16 protein-coding genes are annotated in these 16,076 nt (G+C 41.5%); 11 read left to right on the top strand and 5 right to left on the bottom strand.

The annotated features are described in order from the left end of the window. Nucleotides 1–341: 341 nt before the first annotated feature. Nucleotides 342–1,991 carry an AraC family transcriptional regulator gene (locus MHI51_RS25225; protein WP_405173341.1) on the top strand — a complete coding sequence of 550 codons (1,650 nt, stop codon included), beginning with the start codon at nucleotides 342–344 and terminating at the stop codon, nucleotides 1,989–1,991. Nucleotides 1,992–2,227: 236 nt separating this feature from the next. On the opposite strand, the gene MHI51_RS25220 is transcribed toward MHI51_RS25225, so the two are convergent. The 4 genes from MHI51_RS25220 to MHI51_RS25205 all read right to left on the bottom strand — a co-directional run bounded on the left by MHI51_RS25220 (nucleotide 2,228) and on the right by MHI51_RS25205 (nucleotide 6,003). After that, the gene (locus MHI51_RS25220; protein WP_076277624.1) at nucleotides 2,228–3,397 is read right to left on the bottom strand and encodes a DUF4179 domain-containing protein; all 1,170 of its coding nucleotides are present in this window, start codon (nucleotides 3,395–3,397) and stop codon (nucleotides 2,228–2,230) included. After that, on the bottom strand, nucleotides 3,384–3,917 hold the full coding sequence (locus tag MHI51_RS25215; protein WP_076279971.1) for an RNA polymerase sigma factor: 534 nt from the start codon (nucleotides 3,915–3,917) through the stop codon (nucleotides 3,384–3,386). The genes MHI51_RS25220 and MHI51_RS25215 overlap by 14 nt, the downstream gene beginning before the upstream one ends. Nucleotides 3,918–4,155: 238 nt before the next feature. Next, nucleotides 4,156–4,704: a hypothetical protein gene (locus MHI51_RS25210; protein ID WP_341003749.1), complete on the bottom strand. Its 549-nt coding sequence runs from the start codon at nucleotides 4,702–4,704 to the stop codon at nucleotides 4,156–4,158. A gap of 87 nt (nucleotides 4,705–4,791) precedes the next feature. Next, on the bottom strand, nucleotides 4,792–6,003 hold the full coding sequence (locus MHI51_RS25205) for a sugar efflux transporter (RefSeq protein WP_405173340.1): 1,212 nt from the start codon (nucleotides 6,001–6,003) through the stop codon (nucleotides 4,792–4,794). A 248-nt stretch (nucleotides 6,004–6,251) separates the two neighbouring features. Between MHI51_RS25205 and MHI51_RS25200 the strand changes: the two genes are divergently transcribed. Next, nucleotides 6,252–7,181, top strand: coding sequence for an aminoglycoside phosphotransferase family protein (locus MHI51_RS25200; RefSeq protein WP_405174075.1), 930 nt, complete (start codon nucleotides 6,252–6,254; stop codon nucleotides 7,179–7,181). A gap of 200 nt (nucleotides 7,182–7,381) precedes the next feature. Here MHI51_RS25200 and MHI51_RS25195 read toward each other — a convergent pair whose 3' ends face one another. Further along, a complete protein-coding gene (locus tag MHI51_RS25195) occupies nucleotides 7,382–7,567 on the bottom strand; it encodes a hypothetical protein (RefSeq protein WP_036679656.1) in 186 nt (61 codons plus the stop codon). A gap of 507 nt (nucleotides 7,568–8,074) precedes the next feature. Here MHI51_RS25195 and MHI51_RS25190 point away from each other — a divergent pair. From MHI51_RS25190 to MHI51_RS25150, 9 genes are all read left to right on the top strand, one after another. Next, on the top strand, nucleotides 8,075–8,986 hold the full coding sequence (locus tag MHI51_RS25190; RefSeq protein WP_038573110.1) for a dihydrodipicolinate synthase family protein: 912 nt from the start codon (nucleotides 8,075–8,077) through the stop codon (nucleotides 8,984–8,986). Between the two features lie 5 nt (nucleotides 8,987–8,991). Then, nucleotides 8,992–9,633: an SGNH/GDSL hydrolase family protein gene (locus MHI51_RS25185; RefSeq protein ID WP_405173339.1), complete on the top strand. Its 642-nt coding sequence runs from the start codon at nucleotides 8,992–8,994 to the stop codon at nucleotides 9,631–9,633. Nucleotides 9,634–9,781: 148 nt separating this feature from the next. Then, nucleotides 9,782–11,188: an ABC transporter substrate-binding protein gene (locus tag MHI51_RS25180; RefSeq protein WP_076218768.1), complete on the top strand. Its 1,407-nt coding sequence runs from the start codon at nucleotides 9,782–9,784 to the stop codon at nucleotides 11,186–11,188. 84 nt (nucleotides 11,189–11,272) lie between these two features. Next, nucleotides 11,273–12,148 (top strand): carbohydrate ABC transporter permease, encoded by an 876-nt coding sequence (locus tag MHI51_RS25175; RefSeq protein WP_076129168.1) that lies wholly within the window; start codon nucleotides 11,273–11,275, stop codon nucleotides 12,146–12,148. Between the two features lie 13 nt (nucleotides 12,149–12,161). Then, a complete protein-coding gene (locus MHI51_RS25170; RefSeq protein ID WP_081382492.1) occupies nucleotides 12,162–13,004 on the top strand; it encodes a carbohydrate ABC transporter permease in 843 nt (280 codons plus the stop codon). 24 nt (nucleotides 13,005–13,028) lie between these two features. Continuing rightward, complete coding sequence (locus MHI51_RS25165; RefSeq protein ID WP_076218767.1) at nucleotides 13,029–13,718, top strand: N-acetylmannosamine-6-phosphate 2-epimerase; 690 nt, start codon at nucleotides 13,029–13,031, stop codon at nucleotides 13,716–13,718. A 23-nt stretch (nucleotides 13,719–13,741) separates the two neighbouring features. Next, complete coding sequence (locus MHI51_RS25160) at nucleotides 13,742–14,620, top strand: ROK family protein (protein ID WP_405173338.1); 879 nt, start codon at nucleotides 13,742–13,744, stop codon at nucleotides 14,618–14,620. 23 nt (nucleotides 14,621–14,643) lie between these two features. Further along, the gene (locus MHI51_RS25155) at nucleotides 14,644–15,498 is read left to right on the top strand and encodes a MurR/RpiR family transcriptional regulator (protein ID WP_051491079.1); all 855 of its coding nucleotides are present in this window, start codon (nucleotides 14,644–14,646) and stop codon (nucleotides 15,496–15,498) included. Between the two features lie 30 nt (nucleotides 15,499–15,528). Further along, the gene (locus MHI51_RS25150) at nucleotides 15,529–16,002 is read left to right on the top strand and encodes a YhcH/YjgK/YiaL family protein (protein WP_076186392.1); all 474 of its coding nucleotides are present in this window, start codon (nucleotides 15,529–15,531) and stop codon (nucleotides 16,000–16,002) included. The last annotated feature ends 74 nt before the right edge of the window (nucleotides 16,003–16,076 follow it).

Below are 16,076 nucleotides of genomic sequence, written 5' to 3'. Positions count from 1 at the left end.
AAATCCCGCAGATAAGAGCTGAGGTAGCTGAAAAGGTGGAATGTACGGGATAAATCCCGTAGAAAAGAGCTGGAGTGGCTGGGACGGTGAAATGTACGGTATAAATCCCGTAGAAAAGAGCTGAGGTAGCTGAAAAGGTGGAATGTACGGGATAAATCCCGTAGATAAGAGCTGGAGTAGCTGAAACGGTAGAATGTACGGTATAAATCCCGTAGAAAAGAGCTGAAGTGGCTGAAACGGTAGAATGTACGGGATAAATCCCGTAGATAAGAGCTGGAGTAGCTGAAACGGCAGAATGTACGGTATAAATCCCGTAGAAAAGAGCTGAAGTGGCTGGAACGGTGAAATGTACGGTTCAACTGGTGGATATTCGCCAACATGTGATACGTAGACAGAGTAAACAGCAACATATACTCCCAGCTAGTTGTTTTATATTTGTCGTGCGGGGGCAAGGTGCGATCTGGTTGGATGGTAATCGGCATTCCTTAGAACGATTCTTTGTCTTACATGCGGGAAAAGGAAGTAACATCAAGTTCGAGGTTGGACATAAGGATGTCACATACTATTACATTTTATATAGAGGTAGTATTTCTACTAAAGCTAGTAAAACAATATTGAAATCCTATCATATAAATAACCCATTTCATCTGCAATATGCATGTAAACCAAATTCTCCGGTTGTTTTATACCGTCATGCGGAATCGATGTATGAGGAATGGAATCGCAGACCGGCTATGGAACGGTTCCAGGCGAAAATCCAGTTTTATCAGTTTGTATATACACTTGTCCAGCAGTTACAGCTTCAAGGAGTTGCCCCCAAAGAAATAGATTTAGTGGAACAGATCATTCAATACATTCACAAACATTATTATGAACCTATTTCACTTGAATCTATGGCAGAAGTATGGAATTATAGCATTCAATACTTATCGAGGCAGTTCAAACGCCGTACAGGGAGAAGTCCCATTGAATATGTAATTCAGACCAGGATGGCTAAAGCGAAGGAGTTACTGATTCAAACCGATGCCACCGTACAGGAGATTGCTGTAAGCGTAGGTTATAGTGATGTCTTTTATTTTACCCGTCTGTTTAAGAAGCAGGTTGGGACAACGCCAGTTCAATACAAAAATAAGGTGAAGTCAGGTTTGATCGTTTCAGATAGTCCATGGCAAGAGTTCTTATCCTCCATGGGCAAATATTCTTCTGCTTGTTATATTGATGATGATAATCATTATCAATTAAAACTTGAAGGGGATAAACAGATGTTAAAGGGGATCGAAACGAAAAAAGGATTAATGCTAATGCTTGTGCTTACACTGTTACTTACAGCTTGCGGAAATGGGAACACTAGCCGTAATAGCAATGCGGGAGCAGAACCAACACAAAGTAAACCTTCCAATCAGGCCATTGAAAATACGGGTTTACGGAAAATAACAACGGTTATGGGGGATGTTAATGTTCCAGCCAATCCCCAACGTGTTGTAGTTGACTGGGATTTGGGACCAGTCTTAGGAGTTGGGGTAGTACCGGTTGGAGCATCAAATACCCAACTGGAGTATTCTCAGTTTCTCAAGCCTTTCTTAGATGAGACGGTACAAGATATAGGGGCAGAAGGAAGTGTTTCTTTTGAAAAAGTATTAGAGCTAGCGCCAGACGTCATCATAACCTGGAATAAAGATGCTTATAGTAACTATTCTAAGATCGCACCGACCGTATTATTTGATACAAGTAAATACGCAACTATTTCTATCGTAGATTATATCACCGTAGAGAAATTTTCAATGGTCATTGGTAATCAGGGTGAGAGAGGCAGCAGAGCTACTTACGATATTTTGGGTCTGAATCCCGCTTCAAAAGTTCAAAGTGAAATCCTTGATAAGGAAATGAGCCGGGTTGAAGTTTCTTGGGAAACGGTAAATGATTATGTAGGTGACTACGTTATTGTCCTTACCGTAAAGGACAAAGAACCGCCTAAGTTGCCAGCAACATAGAAAATGTTGGATGCGGTCAAAAACAATCGAATGATTGAGATTGATATGGAAAAATATTTTGCAGCAGATTCATACTCCTCCTTATTACAAGCCGAAGATATTGCCGACAAATTATCGAAGCTGGCTTCATCAAAATAACCTTATTGGATTGAACCTACCTGAAGCCATCTAAATATAAAGACGAAGCCTATTATGGCTTCGTCTTTTGTAGTTTTGCATACCCTTTTACAAATGAACTATTGGACCGAAAGTACAGTCTCCAGCTCAGGGATATATTCCTTGACCATATTGTTGTCTTCCCACAGTCCTTTAGTCCCAGCTGGGGCTTGACCTTCGGAAACGACTAAGTACGGTTTGATGGTTACGGTATTGGGTATAGTCTTGAAGGGTTCAAAACGAACATTATAAGATTCGCTTAAGGGGTGAGCACCGATGGGCTTCAGTTGAACGCCACGTTCATCCACAATGTCAAATTGAAGAGCGATGACGCCCCCGTTAGCACCCTTATATTTCGAAGGGATAGAAGCGAGCATTTCTTCTATGCTCTGGCCCGGTTTGGTTTTGTACTCAATGGATACCTGCGTTGTGATTGGGGTGATTTCTACCTTACTGATCTGCAAGTTAATGTTATCGTGATGCTTGGTCTCCTCTGAAGTTAGTGCGGTAACAGGTGTTGATTTGGTAACAGGCAGAACGAATTCGAACGGGACATCGTAACCCTTTAACGTTACATTTACAATCAAGTCAAACTGATCAGGGAACTGGACAGTCTGTGTTGTTGTGCTCGGGTCATGATAAGTGTTCAAAACCTGAACCATTATGCTGGAAGCAGTCTCACCATCCATGTGTTCGTAACTCCAGAGCAGAGGTTGACCTTTATAGAGAACCTCAAACTTATCCACCGCCCCTTTATTGGCATCTGAAGGCGGCGAATTGGGCTCCGAAGCCAGACGGTTTCCAGGAGTGGTTAGGTTCATAAGAATTCGGGTTCCGTCAAATAACAACGTTGGGATATTCATGGTCACCTCGCTATGGGTCACGCTTTGGTTTACGTTTGTGATGAAATCCCCGGCTTGTTGAACACCGGGATCTAAGTTTTTTTCGCCCCATAATGAATAGATTTGTCCCAAAACCGGAATTTGCTTGAGTGCACCAGCCATTGCGGGCGATACAAAGCCGGAAGCGAGGACTGTAACTCCAAGAATTGCAGCGGCTGCAGTGGAAATCAACCACTTATTAAAAGTTCTTGATGCATCCATCTTTCTCTGAATGGGGGAAATGGAATTATCGGTCTCCCTGATGATTTGGTAAGTCTCATTCAGTTTGGAGCGGGCAATATCCGATAACTGAGCGGGAAGTAGGCTTTGGCAGTTCTTTAACTGTTCTTCTAACTTAGTGTTTACCATGTCGCAACTCCATTTCTTGATTGAATTGAGATGAATGCTTTAGCTTTTTGCGGGCGCGATGCAGCCGGGTCTTCACGGCAACCGTAGAAATTTCGAGAATGTCGGAAATTTGACGGATCGGCATGTCCTGTAGGTAATGAAGGTGAATGACAATCCGGAGGTTCTCCTCAAGATGTTGAACGGCATCCCATAATTCGATTTTCTCATAATCCTTGGAAGTGGAAGGGATTTCGGGAAGCTCTCCATAAGGGAGGGATCTTGAGTTGTTTTTGAGCATTTTATTGCATTCATTAATCAGAATCCGGAAGATCCACGTTTTGAAAAAAGCGGGCTCTCTGAGTGTATGGATGTTTTTAAAGGCTTTAAGCATCGTCTCCTGCAGGGCATCTGCACAATCTTCTTCTTTGTTGACGATGGACCTTGCAGTTCTGTATAAAGGTAACTCTATCTCCTGCATCAACTGCACGAATGCTTCAGGGTCTCCAGCTTTGGCTTTGACGACAATAGGATCTATATGCAAAGATCTACCTGCTTTCTTGACTAGAAGTCTTAGGATGTTCGTAACGTTACTTAAATATTAGATCGGGTAGGTAGCTAGAAGGTTACCACAAACATGATTCCATTCTCCGCATCTCGCAATGCTAGCAAGGGGAGAAATTGGTTTTTTTTCACAAAAAAATCGCCGTTCAAATTCCCTGTCAGGAATCGGACGACGATTTTCAAAAGCTAGTCAGTCAGTTAGTCAATCAATCAGTCAATCAATCAATGATATAAATGACCCATTCCCCTTGATCGTTTGGCCGAATAGCGTATAGCATTTTTACATTTTCAACGGTCTTTGCGGCCATATCCAAGCGTTGTCCGATTACCGTTATATTCACCTGATGTTCGTTGGGTAACATGGAATCGATGCTTTCGATGTCTGTGAATTTGTACTGATATTGTTCGTCATAATAAGGTTCCATAGCATCTGCTAGTTTTTTGTTTACGAACCCGGATTGGAAAAGTGTGTGGTCATGCTCAACCAAAGCGGTTAGGTTTTTTTCCAGCACTTCAAGTGCGGGGAGATCATACTCTGTCAATTGATCTGAATATGATTTCAGATTTATTGACAATTCTGCTTTAAAGCTGGTTTCATTTGGCTGCTTGGGTTCTGTGTTTTGCGGCTTCTGCGTATTCATCGCTGGACTTTGGGTTGGCGTATTTGCTCCTGTGTTCGGCTCCTCGATGGGTTTAACGTCCCCTGCACATGCTGCCAGAAAGATTAAAGACATCAACATGAGCATTCTTGCAATAGTTTTTAACATCTAACCCCACCTTTTTAAGGATATGTTAGTTAGTCGCGAGAAAATATGGAGAAGTTTCAAGGGCTGAATGAAGCCCGAAAAAGCGGATTAAATCGCTAGTTTTTGTGGATCATCTACAGAGTAACGTCCGCTTACCGCAAGCATGATTGTAGAAATAATGACGAGTATGAAACAGAGCACAAATGAATACCGGTACCCAACAACACTAGCTAATAACCCGCCAACAAGACTGCCAATCAGTCTGCCGATCGTGGATGAATTAGAGTAGAGCGTGGATGCATACCCAGGCATGTTTGGAAGCAGATCCTGAATGTAGCTAATGCCAATCGCTGAAATAACGGCAACAAAAAAGGCAAGCAAAATTTGGGCTGCAAGCATTTGCCACATCGCGCCTGAAGTAATGACAACGAGATAATAAGCTCCTCCGAAAATGGCTCCGCACATCATCAGGATTCGGTTACTGTATTTCGCACTAAGTAGTCCCAGCATGATCATAAAAGGAATTTCCAGCGCAGCACAAATACTGCTGACTAAACCAACATCGCTTGTTGTTCCCCCTAGATTGTTGGTAATAAAGAGGGCAGTATTGATGCTACTCGTCCAGTGGGCTACATACATGAGTATCATAATCAGAAAAGGAAGCAGAACATTACGGTTCTGACCCAACCGGAAACTTTTTACTTTTACTTCTGCAGTACTGCTTTTCACTTCTGTATTTGATTTCAGGAATAGCGAAATAAGTAAGGCCACCAGCAGGAATACTCCGATGGTGCCCGAGAAAATCCCCTTAAACCCAACAGCAGCAATTAGCAGAGTACCGATTAAAGGACCTGTAATAAAGCCGAGAGAGAAAGCAGAACGCAAGGTAGAATTTGCAAACGCAGTATCCGTAAAATCGCTCTTATTCACTGCTTCTCTAGCTATGGCGAACAATTGAGGCATCCCTGGTGCACCGAGGGCGGTGAACACAAGCATGTAGATGAATAAGATCGTAAAATCCCCAATGAGCAAGTATCCGCTATAAGCCAGAGCATTACAGAGCGTGGAGACAAGGTAAATGTTTCTTCGATTTAAGCCGAGGTCAGAGCGTCTTCCGATTAGTGTACTGATCCATATCCCGGCAATTAACGTGGTGGCCAGAAAAACACCAAACAGCCCGACAGATACTCCAAGCTGTTCCGTAAAATAAATGGATAAAAAGGGTGCGCTGAGTGAAATCCCCATCCCCTGCAGTAACATACATAAAAAGAGTAAGCCATAAGAGGGAATCGAAAATAGTGCAGTTAGTCGTTTGAACATGTTGTGAAAGTACTCCTCTATATTTGTTTAGATATTTCATAAAAAAAAGCCGTTGAAATGAATTCCAACGGCTTTTTGTATGCTTGTTTTTTTCAAGACCTTATTCAACATCATAATTGATCAGAAAGAATAAGTCTATACTTTCGGCTGGATTTTATTTACTATTGTGAAGCCGGCAAAACCTAATAAATGGAGTGTTGTTAATGGACGTTACTTGTCATCTCGATAAGGCTGACTTACAGGATTATATTAGTAGGGTTTTTGGCAGCAGTTATTTCGTTACTCGTGTTTCGCGCATGCATGGCGGCGCACAAAAGGTGGTCTACAAGATTGAGTGCAGTAATGGATTTTCCTGCGTTTTGTATGTGTGGGATCTTTCTATGAATTATTTTAAAGAAGAAAAAGCAAATGAAGATTTAAATGAACAATCCTATGGAAGTCATTTATTCGAATTAAATAACAGGTACTTAACACAACATGGAATTCAGACCCCTGCTCTTTATGATCTGAATAAGGCAAGAGATCGTTACTCTTTCGATTATGCTCTGGTTGAATATATAGATGGAAGAATGGCAGAAACCTATTTTCATCATCCCGAGTTACGTGTTCAAGATAAAGTTTTTCAGCGTGTGGGGGAGATACTTACTGCTATGCATACCCACGAGAGGCATGTTTTTGGGAAAGCAAATGCTAACGAGAGCAGCATGGGGCAATGTCATTTATTACAAATGGACAATGCGAAAGTACAGCTAGCCTATGCCTCCCAACATATTGAGAAGATCAGGTCTAATCAAAGCAAACTGCTCGATAAGTTGTACGAGCTTGAATCAAAAATTCAACCCAGACAGCAATATGGGTTTATTCACGGGGAACTGGGTCCTGACCATGTTATGGTTAATGATAAACTGGAGCCCTTTTTGATCGATATCGAAGGGGCAATGTACTATGATATTGAGCATGAACATAGTTTTTTGCAGATGAGATTTGGGGATTTCTACCGGTACTTAAAGAACGATGCTCTGGATCATGATAGGCTGTTATTTTATCAATTCCACCATCATGTCTCCTTAACTTCAGGTGGATTAAAGCTGCTGCATAGAGGATTTCCTGATCAACAATTCGCCCAAGGCCTAGCTGATTATCAATCGGAACGCGCGCTGAGGTTTATCGAAGGATGAACTAAACAAGACGTTTGGATTGAACACCTACTGCATGTCCTCGAAAGTAACCTATTAGCCTTCTTCACCCTTTAGGGTGGAGGAGGTTTTTTCGTTATACAACTACAAGGCATAATAAAAGACCGCATCCACTGAAATTACTTCCAGAACTGGCGGTCTGATGTCTTCGCTATGAATCAATCTTTATCTGAAAGGGTTAATTAATGAAATTTAACGGTCTTGATGCGAGCCTCTTCTTCATAGCTAAGTGGTTTCGGAGATTGCGGAGTGTGCAGATGGCGCTCCACGGAGTACTCCATTTTCCGGTAGTCCTCATTACCTGTATTCAATGTTGGATTCCAGTTTTCTGTCACCCAATTTTTAAGTTCCTTAAGTCCTGCTAGCATTTCCTCCAGCCTCCTTTGGCGAAGAAACAAAATAGATTTTGTTGTTCTTTGTTTACGCTTTCATTATAATCCTAAACTCCATTTTTTAAAAGGTGTGTCCGTCTGAAAAACACAGATTATTCAGTGAACATTGTGTGTTATTTAGGTTTTGTGCTTCATCTGGAGAGAAGTGTCTCCCTGTAGGAGACATTTTTAACGAAGCTGAAAGGATACTCATTAGTACCACTTTTTTAAATTATTTTACATTCGTATATCCAACAAATACTGCCCTGAAGAAATAAATTTAGGGTGGAGAATTTACAGGATTATTTTCTAATGAATATGGAAAAATAAATGATTATTAGCTGCGAGTTGCACTGAAAACCATTATTTTGCTAATTATAAATAAGATTGGTGGAAATAAATTTTATTTTTCTAAAAATAGAGAAAATAATTTACAAAAGCAAAATATAATGATATTTTGTTTATGTAGAAAAGAAACCGCTCACAACTTAAGGGGGATTAACAATGACACTCACAAAGTTCCACGGAATTATACCTGCCTTTTATGCCTGCTATGACGATCAAGGAAATATTTCGGAATCCCGGACGCATGCTTTATGTGATTACTTATTTGAAAAAGGAGTTCAAGGTGTATATGTGGGAGGCAGCTCAGGAGAATGTATTTACCAGAGTCTCGACGAACGCAAAGCGGTACTAAGCTACGTAGCTAGTAACCTGAAAGGTAAAATGACACTGATTGCCCACGTGGGTGCCCCTTCCACTAGAGATAGTATTGAGTTAGCGAAACATGCTGCAACCTTAGGATACGATGCATTATCCGCAATCCCGCCTATATATTTCAAGTTACCTGATAGTGCAGTCTATAAATATTGGAGCGAAATTATGGAGGCAACCCCTCTAAGCTTCATCATCTACAACATTCCTCAGACTACTGGATATACACTGACTCCGTCCCTATTTGAGAAGCTGCTTGCGAACAAAAAGGTGATTGGTGTGAAGAACTCCTCCATGCCGACTATGGATATTGAAAGATTCAAAAGAGTGGGTGGAAAAGATGTAGTGGTATTTAATGGACCGGATGAACAATATGTTGCGGGAAGAATCATGGGAGCGGATGCGGGAATCGGTGGAACCTATGCGGTTATGCCTGAGCTGTTCCTGCAAGCTAATGAATTTGTTAAGGCTGGTAAGTTCGAAGAAGCTGGACAAATTCAAAGCGATATCAACGATATTATAATCGCCCTTTGTTCGCTCAAAGGTGCCATGTATGCCGGAATAAAAGAGATTCTAAAATTAAGAGGCGTAAACATTGGTAGCGTAAGAGCACCGCTTGAGGCAGTAGCCGCTGAAGATGCTGGTCCGATCGCAGACATTATGAAATTGATTGATCAAGCTATTGAAAGATATTGCGGTTAAGACAAATGAAGAAATCCATCGTATGCTTTGGCGATTCTAATACTTGGGGCTACGACGCAGAGACAGACCGCAGATTTAAGGATGATATTCGTTGGACGGGAATTCTTCATACAGAATTGGGTGACGCCTACCGTATGATCGAAGAAGGGCTTCCCGGCAGAACAAGTGTCAGTGAGGACCCTCTATTCGAAGGACTTTCTGGAATTTCCTATATCTATCCCTGCCTGATGTCACATTCGCCATTAGACTTGGTTGTGATCATGCTTGGGACCAATGATACCAAAGAAAGGTTTGGATTAACTTCTTATAACATCGCACAAGGTATTATTAGACTGGCTCTTAAAGCTAAAGGTAGCGGTGCAGGACCTGAGGGGAAGGCTCCAGAGGTTCTAGTAATCGCGCCCCCTCCGATTGGAGCAGAGTATATTCATACCCCTATCGGCAAACCAATGGGTAGCGGATGTAGTGAGAAGTCTATGGAGCTTGCTGAGCATCTTGCAGCTTTGCTAACGGGAACTGGTATCCACTTTGTAGATTCCAGAGACCATGTATCGATGAATGAAATTGATTATATGCATCTTGATCCGCAAGGACATCGCAGCATGGCCGATTTAGTGCAATACCATGCCAAACGGACTTTAAATTAAAGGTTCTATGCTTTCGAAGCGAGTTTTGTACGAAGAGATTCAGAGAAGATAATGCTCACAAAACTTTAAGCGTATGCTTTCGATGCGAGTTTTGTACGTAGCGATTCAGAGAAGATAATGCTCACAAAACTTTTAGGGAGGTTTATAAATGAAGAAAAAACGTTTACTCTCGGCAATGGTTGCGCTAATGGTGATTATTTCTTTAATTTCAGGTTGCTCAGGTAACAATGCTGCGAGTTCTAATACATCCGATAATTCTTCTGCATCTGGGAAGGAAAAAGTGGCGATCAGAGTATGGCTGACTCCACAGTGGAAGGGTGTTGTGGATGCCACGGAGGCAGGCGCGGACTATGATAGCTTCCTAAAGCACGCCGCTGAGAAATTCAAAGCACAATATGATAAATACGATGCAGATATTCAAATAGAGGTCATTGCTGGAGATCAGCGCGATCAATTGCTTAATGTTAACTTAAGCGGAGGAACACCTCCAGATGTGTTCTTTGAGAGTGTATTCCCGATGGGGGATTACGTTCACCGGGGAGCATTGGTTCCTTTGACCGACATCATTGATGAAGACGCGAAAAGCGATATTGCTCAAAACTACTGGGACGCTGTAACGTTCGGAGAAGATATTTATTTCTATCCATTCCAGCACAACCCAGGCACCTTGGTTTACAACGCGGACATGTTTAAAGCAGCAGGCTTGGAAAAGTTTGTGGGTGAAGAATCCGAAATCAAAACTTGGAACTTGGATGAATATCAACAAATTCTTGAGGGTCTCAAAAACAATCTGCCGAAGGATAAGTATTCCAATGCATATCCAATGGCATTATTCGCTGTAAATAATCAGGGCGATACATGGAACCTTGCCTATATGAGAATGTTCGGCAATAAGTTCTTTGATGATCAAGGCAACATTGTCCTGAATGATGAGAACGGAGTTAAAGCTGCAACTTGGCTGAAAAACCTATATGACGGCGGATATACAAATCCAGGCGCAGAATCTGTTTCTTCTAATGATGCCAATGCTATGTTCCAAAATCAGCAATTAGCGATCAGTTTCACTAACCCGATTCTGTTTAATGGTACGAAAGCTAATATGGCGGATGGTACGGCAGCGAAATTTGATATGAGACTTGCTAATATTCCGTCGGAAAGCGGAGATCCTCTATCCTTTACTTATGTAGTAGGCGCTAGTGTATTCAAGTCCAAAGATGCTAAGAAGACTGAAGTAGCTAAGGATTTCGTGAAGTTCTTCTCAAGCGATCCTGAGTTAGTTAAATCCTCTAAGAATGGTATTCCTGTAAGAAGTTCTGTAGCCGAAGCGCTTAAAGCGGAGAATCCACTGTTTGCAGCTTACGATGCCAACTCTAAATATTTGTTCAACTTCACAGGCAACGTTCCAGGATACAGCCAATTAAGAGAGGTCTTATATCCAGAGCTACAAGCACTTTACATGGGAGCTAAGACACCGGAACAGTTTGTGCAAGATTATCAGGCAAGTGGCAACAAGGTGATTGAGACCAATAAAGCTGGCTCTGTAATTTTCCAATAATCTAAGACCAGATAAACAATACACGATTGACAGCCTTTAGGGTCTGAAGAGACTCTAGGGCTGTTAATTAGAAAGGTAAACGATATGAAACTACGTAGTAATTACCTAAAAGAGAATATTACAGGTTATCTGTTTATTTTACCTCAGATGATAGTATTCTTAGCCTTTCTTGTCTATCCGATCTTAGAAGGGATGCGGCTGAGTCTATACCAGATTAATTATGACAGCGAGAAGTTTGTGGGTTTTGCCAATTACACCACATTGTTTAATGATCCGGTATTTTTTAAGGCTACTATCAACACCGTTGTGTTCGTAATATTTATCGTTCTACTTACAGTGGGGTTTGCATTGTTCGTAGCCTCTGCGGTATTTGATAAGAATGCTAAGTACGTTTCCTTTATTAGAGGAAGTTATTATATCCCGGTAATGGTGTCCATGGTGGTTATGAGTATGGTCTGGAGCTTTTTGCTGAATCCGGCTAACGGACTTATCTCTTATCTATATAAAGACATGGGACTAGGGACGATTAATCTGCTGGGAAATCCAAAGACGGTTCTGCCAGTCGTGATATTTGTAACCTTCGCAACTAACGTGGGCCAGGCAATTATTCTGTATATAGCTGCGATGATTGGTGTCTCGAAAGAGCTTTTTGAAGCAGCAGAAATCGATGGTGCTAGCAGATGGCAAGTGATTACAAAGATCCTGATTCCTTCGGTAGGACCTACAACAACTTATATTACGATTATCAATATTATTGCCGTATTAAAAATCTTTGTAGTTATTCAGTTATTGACCGGTGGCGGACCGAACAATTCCTCCGTAACGCTGATGTACTACCTTTATAATAATGCCTTTAAATATAACCAACTCGGTGTAGCTTCTGCGGTAGGGGTTATCATGTTCGTGATTACATTGATATTGTCTGTGCCACAGCTACGAAGCATGATTAAGGTGAAGTGAGGGGGAATACAACATGTCGAAGATTAAAAACAAGAAAAAGAGAGAGAAGTTTGATGTGATATCGAATGTGATCATTATCCTCTTCGCACTCCTTAATCTTTTTCCACTATATTGGTTATTCACAAGTTCACTCAAGAACAGCTCGGATGTTGTGAAGATGCCTCCAGACTGGTGGCCCAAATCGATTACATTCTCCAACTATGTGGATGTATTTCAGAACCAGCCGGCTTTAAGATGGACGTTTAATAGTATTTATGTATCTGGTATTTCTACTATTTTGGTTATTGTTGTAGGCTCTATGGCCGCCTATGCGTTCTCAAAGATTAATTTTAAAGGTAAAAATATAATCTTCATTATCTTTATATCAAGTTTGATGATTCCTAAAGAAATTATGATTGTACCCTTATTCCGGATCACCCAACAATTTGGAATGGTAAATAGTTATAACGGTATGATTTGGCCGAACGTGGCGGGTGCATTTGGAGTGTTCCTATTAAAGGGATTCTTCGATTTAACCCCTAATGCCTTAAGAGAAGCCGGGAGAATAGATGGTGCAAATGAATGGAGAATCTTCACGCGCATCATGTTGCCTATTGTCAAACCTGGTATTGGAGCCTTATTTATTCTGAATTTCGTGCAAGTCTGGAATGATTATTTGTGGCAGCTGGTTATAGGCCAAGAGAACAAAATGAAAACATTAATGGTTGGTACTGCGACCTTAATGCAGGATTTGAATCCTAATTTCGCTTATAAAATGGCCGGAGCTACCATCGCTGCAATTCCGATGTTGCTAGTGTTCATGTTATTCCAACGGTTCTTCACCAATGGGATTACGGCAGGAGCAGTTAAAGAATAAATAAAAATGTGGAGTGGGTTACTGATGAATACTGAAAATAATGTACTTAAAAAAATAAAACATAAACTAGTCGTCTCCAGTCAAGCCTTACCAGAAGAACCGCTGTATAGCCCGTTTATTATGGGGAGAATGGCTTATGCTGCTTACTTAGGCGGAGCTTCTGGAATTCGGGCAAACAGCGTAGCGGATATTCAAGAAATCAAAAAGCAAGTGAATCTGCCGATCATTGGGATAATCAAAAAGGTGTATGAAGGCTCTGAAGTCTTTATTACACCCACTCAAAAGGAAGTCGATGAGCTGTACCGCGAAGGTGTAGATATCATTGCTATGGATGCTACAGACCGGATTCGCCCGGACGGATCTACTATTTCTGAACTTTTTCCACTTTTAAAAGAGAACTATAAAGATCAACTGTTTATGGCGGATTGTTCTACATTTGCGGAAGCTGCGAAGGCTGTTGAGCTGGGATTTGATCTGATAGGAACTACCTTGAGCGGTTATACAGAGGCTACTAAAGGCCGCAACTTGCCGGATTTTGAATTGGTTCAACAAATCGTCAACAACTTCTCTGTTCCCGTTATAGCTGAAGGTGGGGTTTCCACTCCTGAAGAATTAAAGACCATGTTTGATTTAGGTGTGTATTCAGCAGTGGTTGGCTCTGCGATCACGAGACCGATGGAGATTACGAAACGGTTTGTGAACGCTATTCAGTAGAACGCCAGAGAGGGTAGATGGGAATGAGAATTGTAGCCGTAGATATTGGCGGTACCAATACCAAGATGTGTATATGCGATAAACAGGGGAATGTACATGACTTCAAGGAGTATGCAACAGAAAGCTACTTGGGGGGACCCCATGTAATCTCAAGAATGCTGGTAAAGATTGCAGAATACGATCATTTTGATGCCATTGCCATAAGCACCGCGGGCCAAGTTAATGCAGAAGAAGGATTTATTGTCTATGCTAACGAAAATATACCTAGATATACTGGAATGAAAATTAAGGATATTGTCACCCATCATTTTCATAAACCTGTTATGGTAGAGAACGATGTGAATTCAGCAGCATTAGGCGAAGCTTATTATGGAGCTGCTCAGAGCTTTAACAATTTCTTATGTCTAACCTTTGGCACAGGCATTGGCGGTGCGATCGTCATTAATCGCCAAATCTATAAAGGGGCTAATGGGGTAGCGGCTGAATTTGGCCATATCTTTACTCACCCATTGTCGGCCCCATCCGGAGTAGAAGGACTGCCGTATTATGAGAAATACGCTTCAACTACAGCTTTAGTGAAGATGGCTAAGCTGGCAGATCCCGAATGCACGGACGGAAAAGCTTTATTTGATAAAATACAGAGCGGAAATGAGCAGCTTGAACGTATTTTAGATCTATGGATTACTGAAGTGGCTGTGGGTTTAGCCTCTATCACACATATCTTCAATCCATCCGCGATTATTATTGGTGGCGGCGTAATGGAACAAGAAGATTTGGTTCGAAGGGTAGAAGAGCGCACGAAGTCTTTGATTATGGAAAGCTTTGCGGGAGTGAGAATTGTTAAAGCCTCATTAGGGAATAAGGCAGGTCTGCTGGGAGCTTCCTCCTTATTCGTACATTAATTTATTGAAAAGGAGGGGCTTTTTTGCGGACAATCAGTATTTTTTCTTCAATTCATTCTAAATACAATAATTTGACAAATACGGAGAAGAAGGTAGCGGACTACGTACTGGAGAATACGAGAAGTGTAGTCTACATGTCGATTACTGATCTTGCAGATGCATGTGATGTTGGGGAATCAAGTATATTTCGATTTTGCAAATCTTTAAGTTATAAAGGGTATCAAGAGTTCAAGATCGCATTGGCACATAGCATCACTGTGGAGAATGAGATCCCGCAGCTTACCGATCAAATTCTGATGGATGATACAATTGAAGCTGTTGCTTCTAAAGTGCTGACCACGAATGTAAGTGCACTCAACGAGACCTATAATTTAATTGATATACAGAAGATCAGTGAGGCCATTGAGTATTTGATTAATGCAGAACGTGTATTGTTTTTCGGTGTGGGCTCTTCTCTAGTCACAGCTATGGAAGCCAAGATTAAATTTATGCGCATTACGAACAAAACGGAATGTTTAATGGATTCACATCTGCAGATGATGTCGGCAGCGTTGATGTCTAACCGGGATGTCGCTGTTGTGATTTCTTATTCCGGCTCGACCAAGGATAGCATTGAGGTTGCGAGAAAAGCAAAGGAACGAGGAGCCAAAGTAATATCCATTACCAGGTTTGAAAAGTCACCGTTAACCTCGTACTCCGATCTGACCCTGCTATGTGGTGCTAATGAAGGACCGCTGCAAGGGGGTTCATTATCTGCAAAGATATCGCAGCTCTATCTGCTTGATATTTTATATGTAGAATATTTCAAGAAGACTAGTGAGCAATCCATAATCAATAAAGAAACTACAGCTTCAGCAGTCAGTGAGAAACTGGTCTAGTACATTAAGATGTGAGGGGAATGGGAAGTTATGATCTTAGGTTCTTTGTCATCTTGGGAAGAGCATATCAAGTATGAGAATCCTGTCATTGTTGAGGCTATTGAGGAATTGAAAGTAATCTTACAACATGATCCTGATCTTGGGCGAATCGAAATCCGCGGGAACGAAATGTATGCTTCGATTATGGCTTTGGAGGCAAAATCGCTGGAGGAACAAGTCGCAGAGAAGCATGAGACTTATATTGATGTGCATTATCTGATCGAAGGTGAAGAAACGATTGGCTGGGCACCCCTGCAAGAAGGGATCGAGCCCATTAAGCCTTACGATGCCGAAGGAGAATATGCGCTTTATCCCCCATCAGCAGATGAAATATTGTTATCTTTGAAGCCTGGAATGTTCGCGGTCTTTTTCCCTCATGATGTTCACAGACCGGGTATGGGTCAACCGGGGCAGCAGATTAAAAAAGCTGTCATTAAAATCCATACAAATCTACTAACTCCATAACATAGAGATTGAGGCTGGTAGCGGAACCATTCCGCTGTCAGCTTTTTTTGCGTCGCTTCTATTTACTTATATCT

Origin of the sequence: Paenibacillus sp. FSL H8-0260, from assembly GCF_045040625.1 — a bacterium.
GTDB classification, from domain to species: Bacteria; Bacillota; Bacilli; order Paenibacillales; family Paenibacillaceae; genus Paenibacillus_AQ; species Paenibacillus_AQ odorifer.
This window is presented reverse-complemented; position numbering and strand designations above follow the sequence as displayed.

Excerpts from the sequence above, each read along its gene's own strand:
- MHI51_RS25190 (WP_038573110.1), top strand. The coding sequence starts at position 8,075 with ATGACACTCACAAAGTTCCACGGAATTATACCTGCCTTTTATGCCTGC.
- MHI51_RS25195 (WP_036679656.1), bottom strand. The coding sequence starts at position 7,567 with ATGCTAGCAGGACTTAAGGAACTTAAAAATTGGGTGACAGAAAACTGG.
- MHI51_RS25185 (WP_405173339.1), top strand. The coding sequence starts at position 8,992 with ATGAAGAAATCCATCGTATGCTTTGGCGATTCTAATACTTGGGGCTAC.
- MHI51_RS25165 (WP_076218767.1), top strand. The coding sequence starts at position 13,029 with ATGAATACTGAAAATAATGTACTTAAAAAAATAAAACATAAACTAGTC.
- MHI51_RS25170 (WP_081382492.1), top strand. The coding sequence starts at position 12,162 with ATGTCGAAGATTAAAAACAAGAAAAAGAGAGAGAAGTTTGATGTGATA.
- MHI51_RS25175 (WP_076129168.1), top strand. The coding sequence starts at position 11,273 with ATGAAACTACGTAGTAATTACCTAAAAGAGAATATTACAGGTTATCTG.
- MHI51_RS25180 (WP_076218768.1), top strand. The coding sequence starts at position 9,782 with ATGAAGAAAAAACGTTTACTCTCGGCAATGGTTGCGCTAATGGTGATT.
- MHI51_RS25160 (WP_405173338.1), top strand. The coding sequence starts at position 13,742 with ATGAGAATTGTAGCCGTAGATATTGGCGGTACCAATACCAAGATGTGT.
- MHI51_RS25150 (WP_076186392.1), top strand. The coding sequence starts at position 15,529 with ATGATCTTAGGTTCTTTGTCATCTTGGGAAGAGCATATCAAGTATGAG.
- MHI51_RS25205 (WP_405173340.1), bottom strand. The coding sequence starts at position 6,003 with ATGTTCAAACGACTAACTGCACTATTTTCGATTCCCTCTTATGGCTTA.
- MHI51_RS25210 (WP_341003749.1), bottom strand. The coding sequence starts at position 4,704 with ATGTTAAAAACTATTGCAAGAATGCTCATGTTGATGTCTTTAATCTTT.
- MHI51_RS25220 (WP_076277624.1), bottom strand. The coding sequence starts at position 3,397 with ATGGTAAACACTAAGTTAGAAGAACAGTTAAAGAACTGCCAAAGCCTA.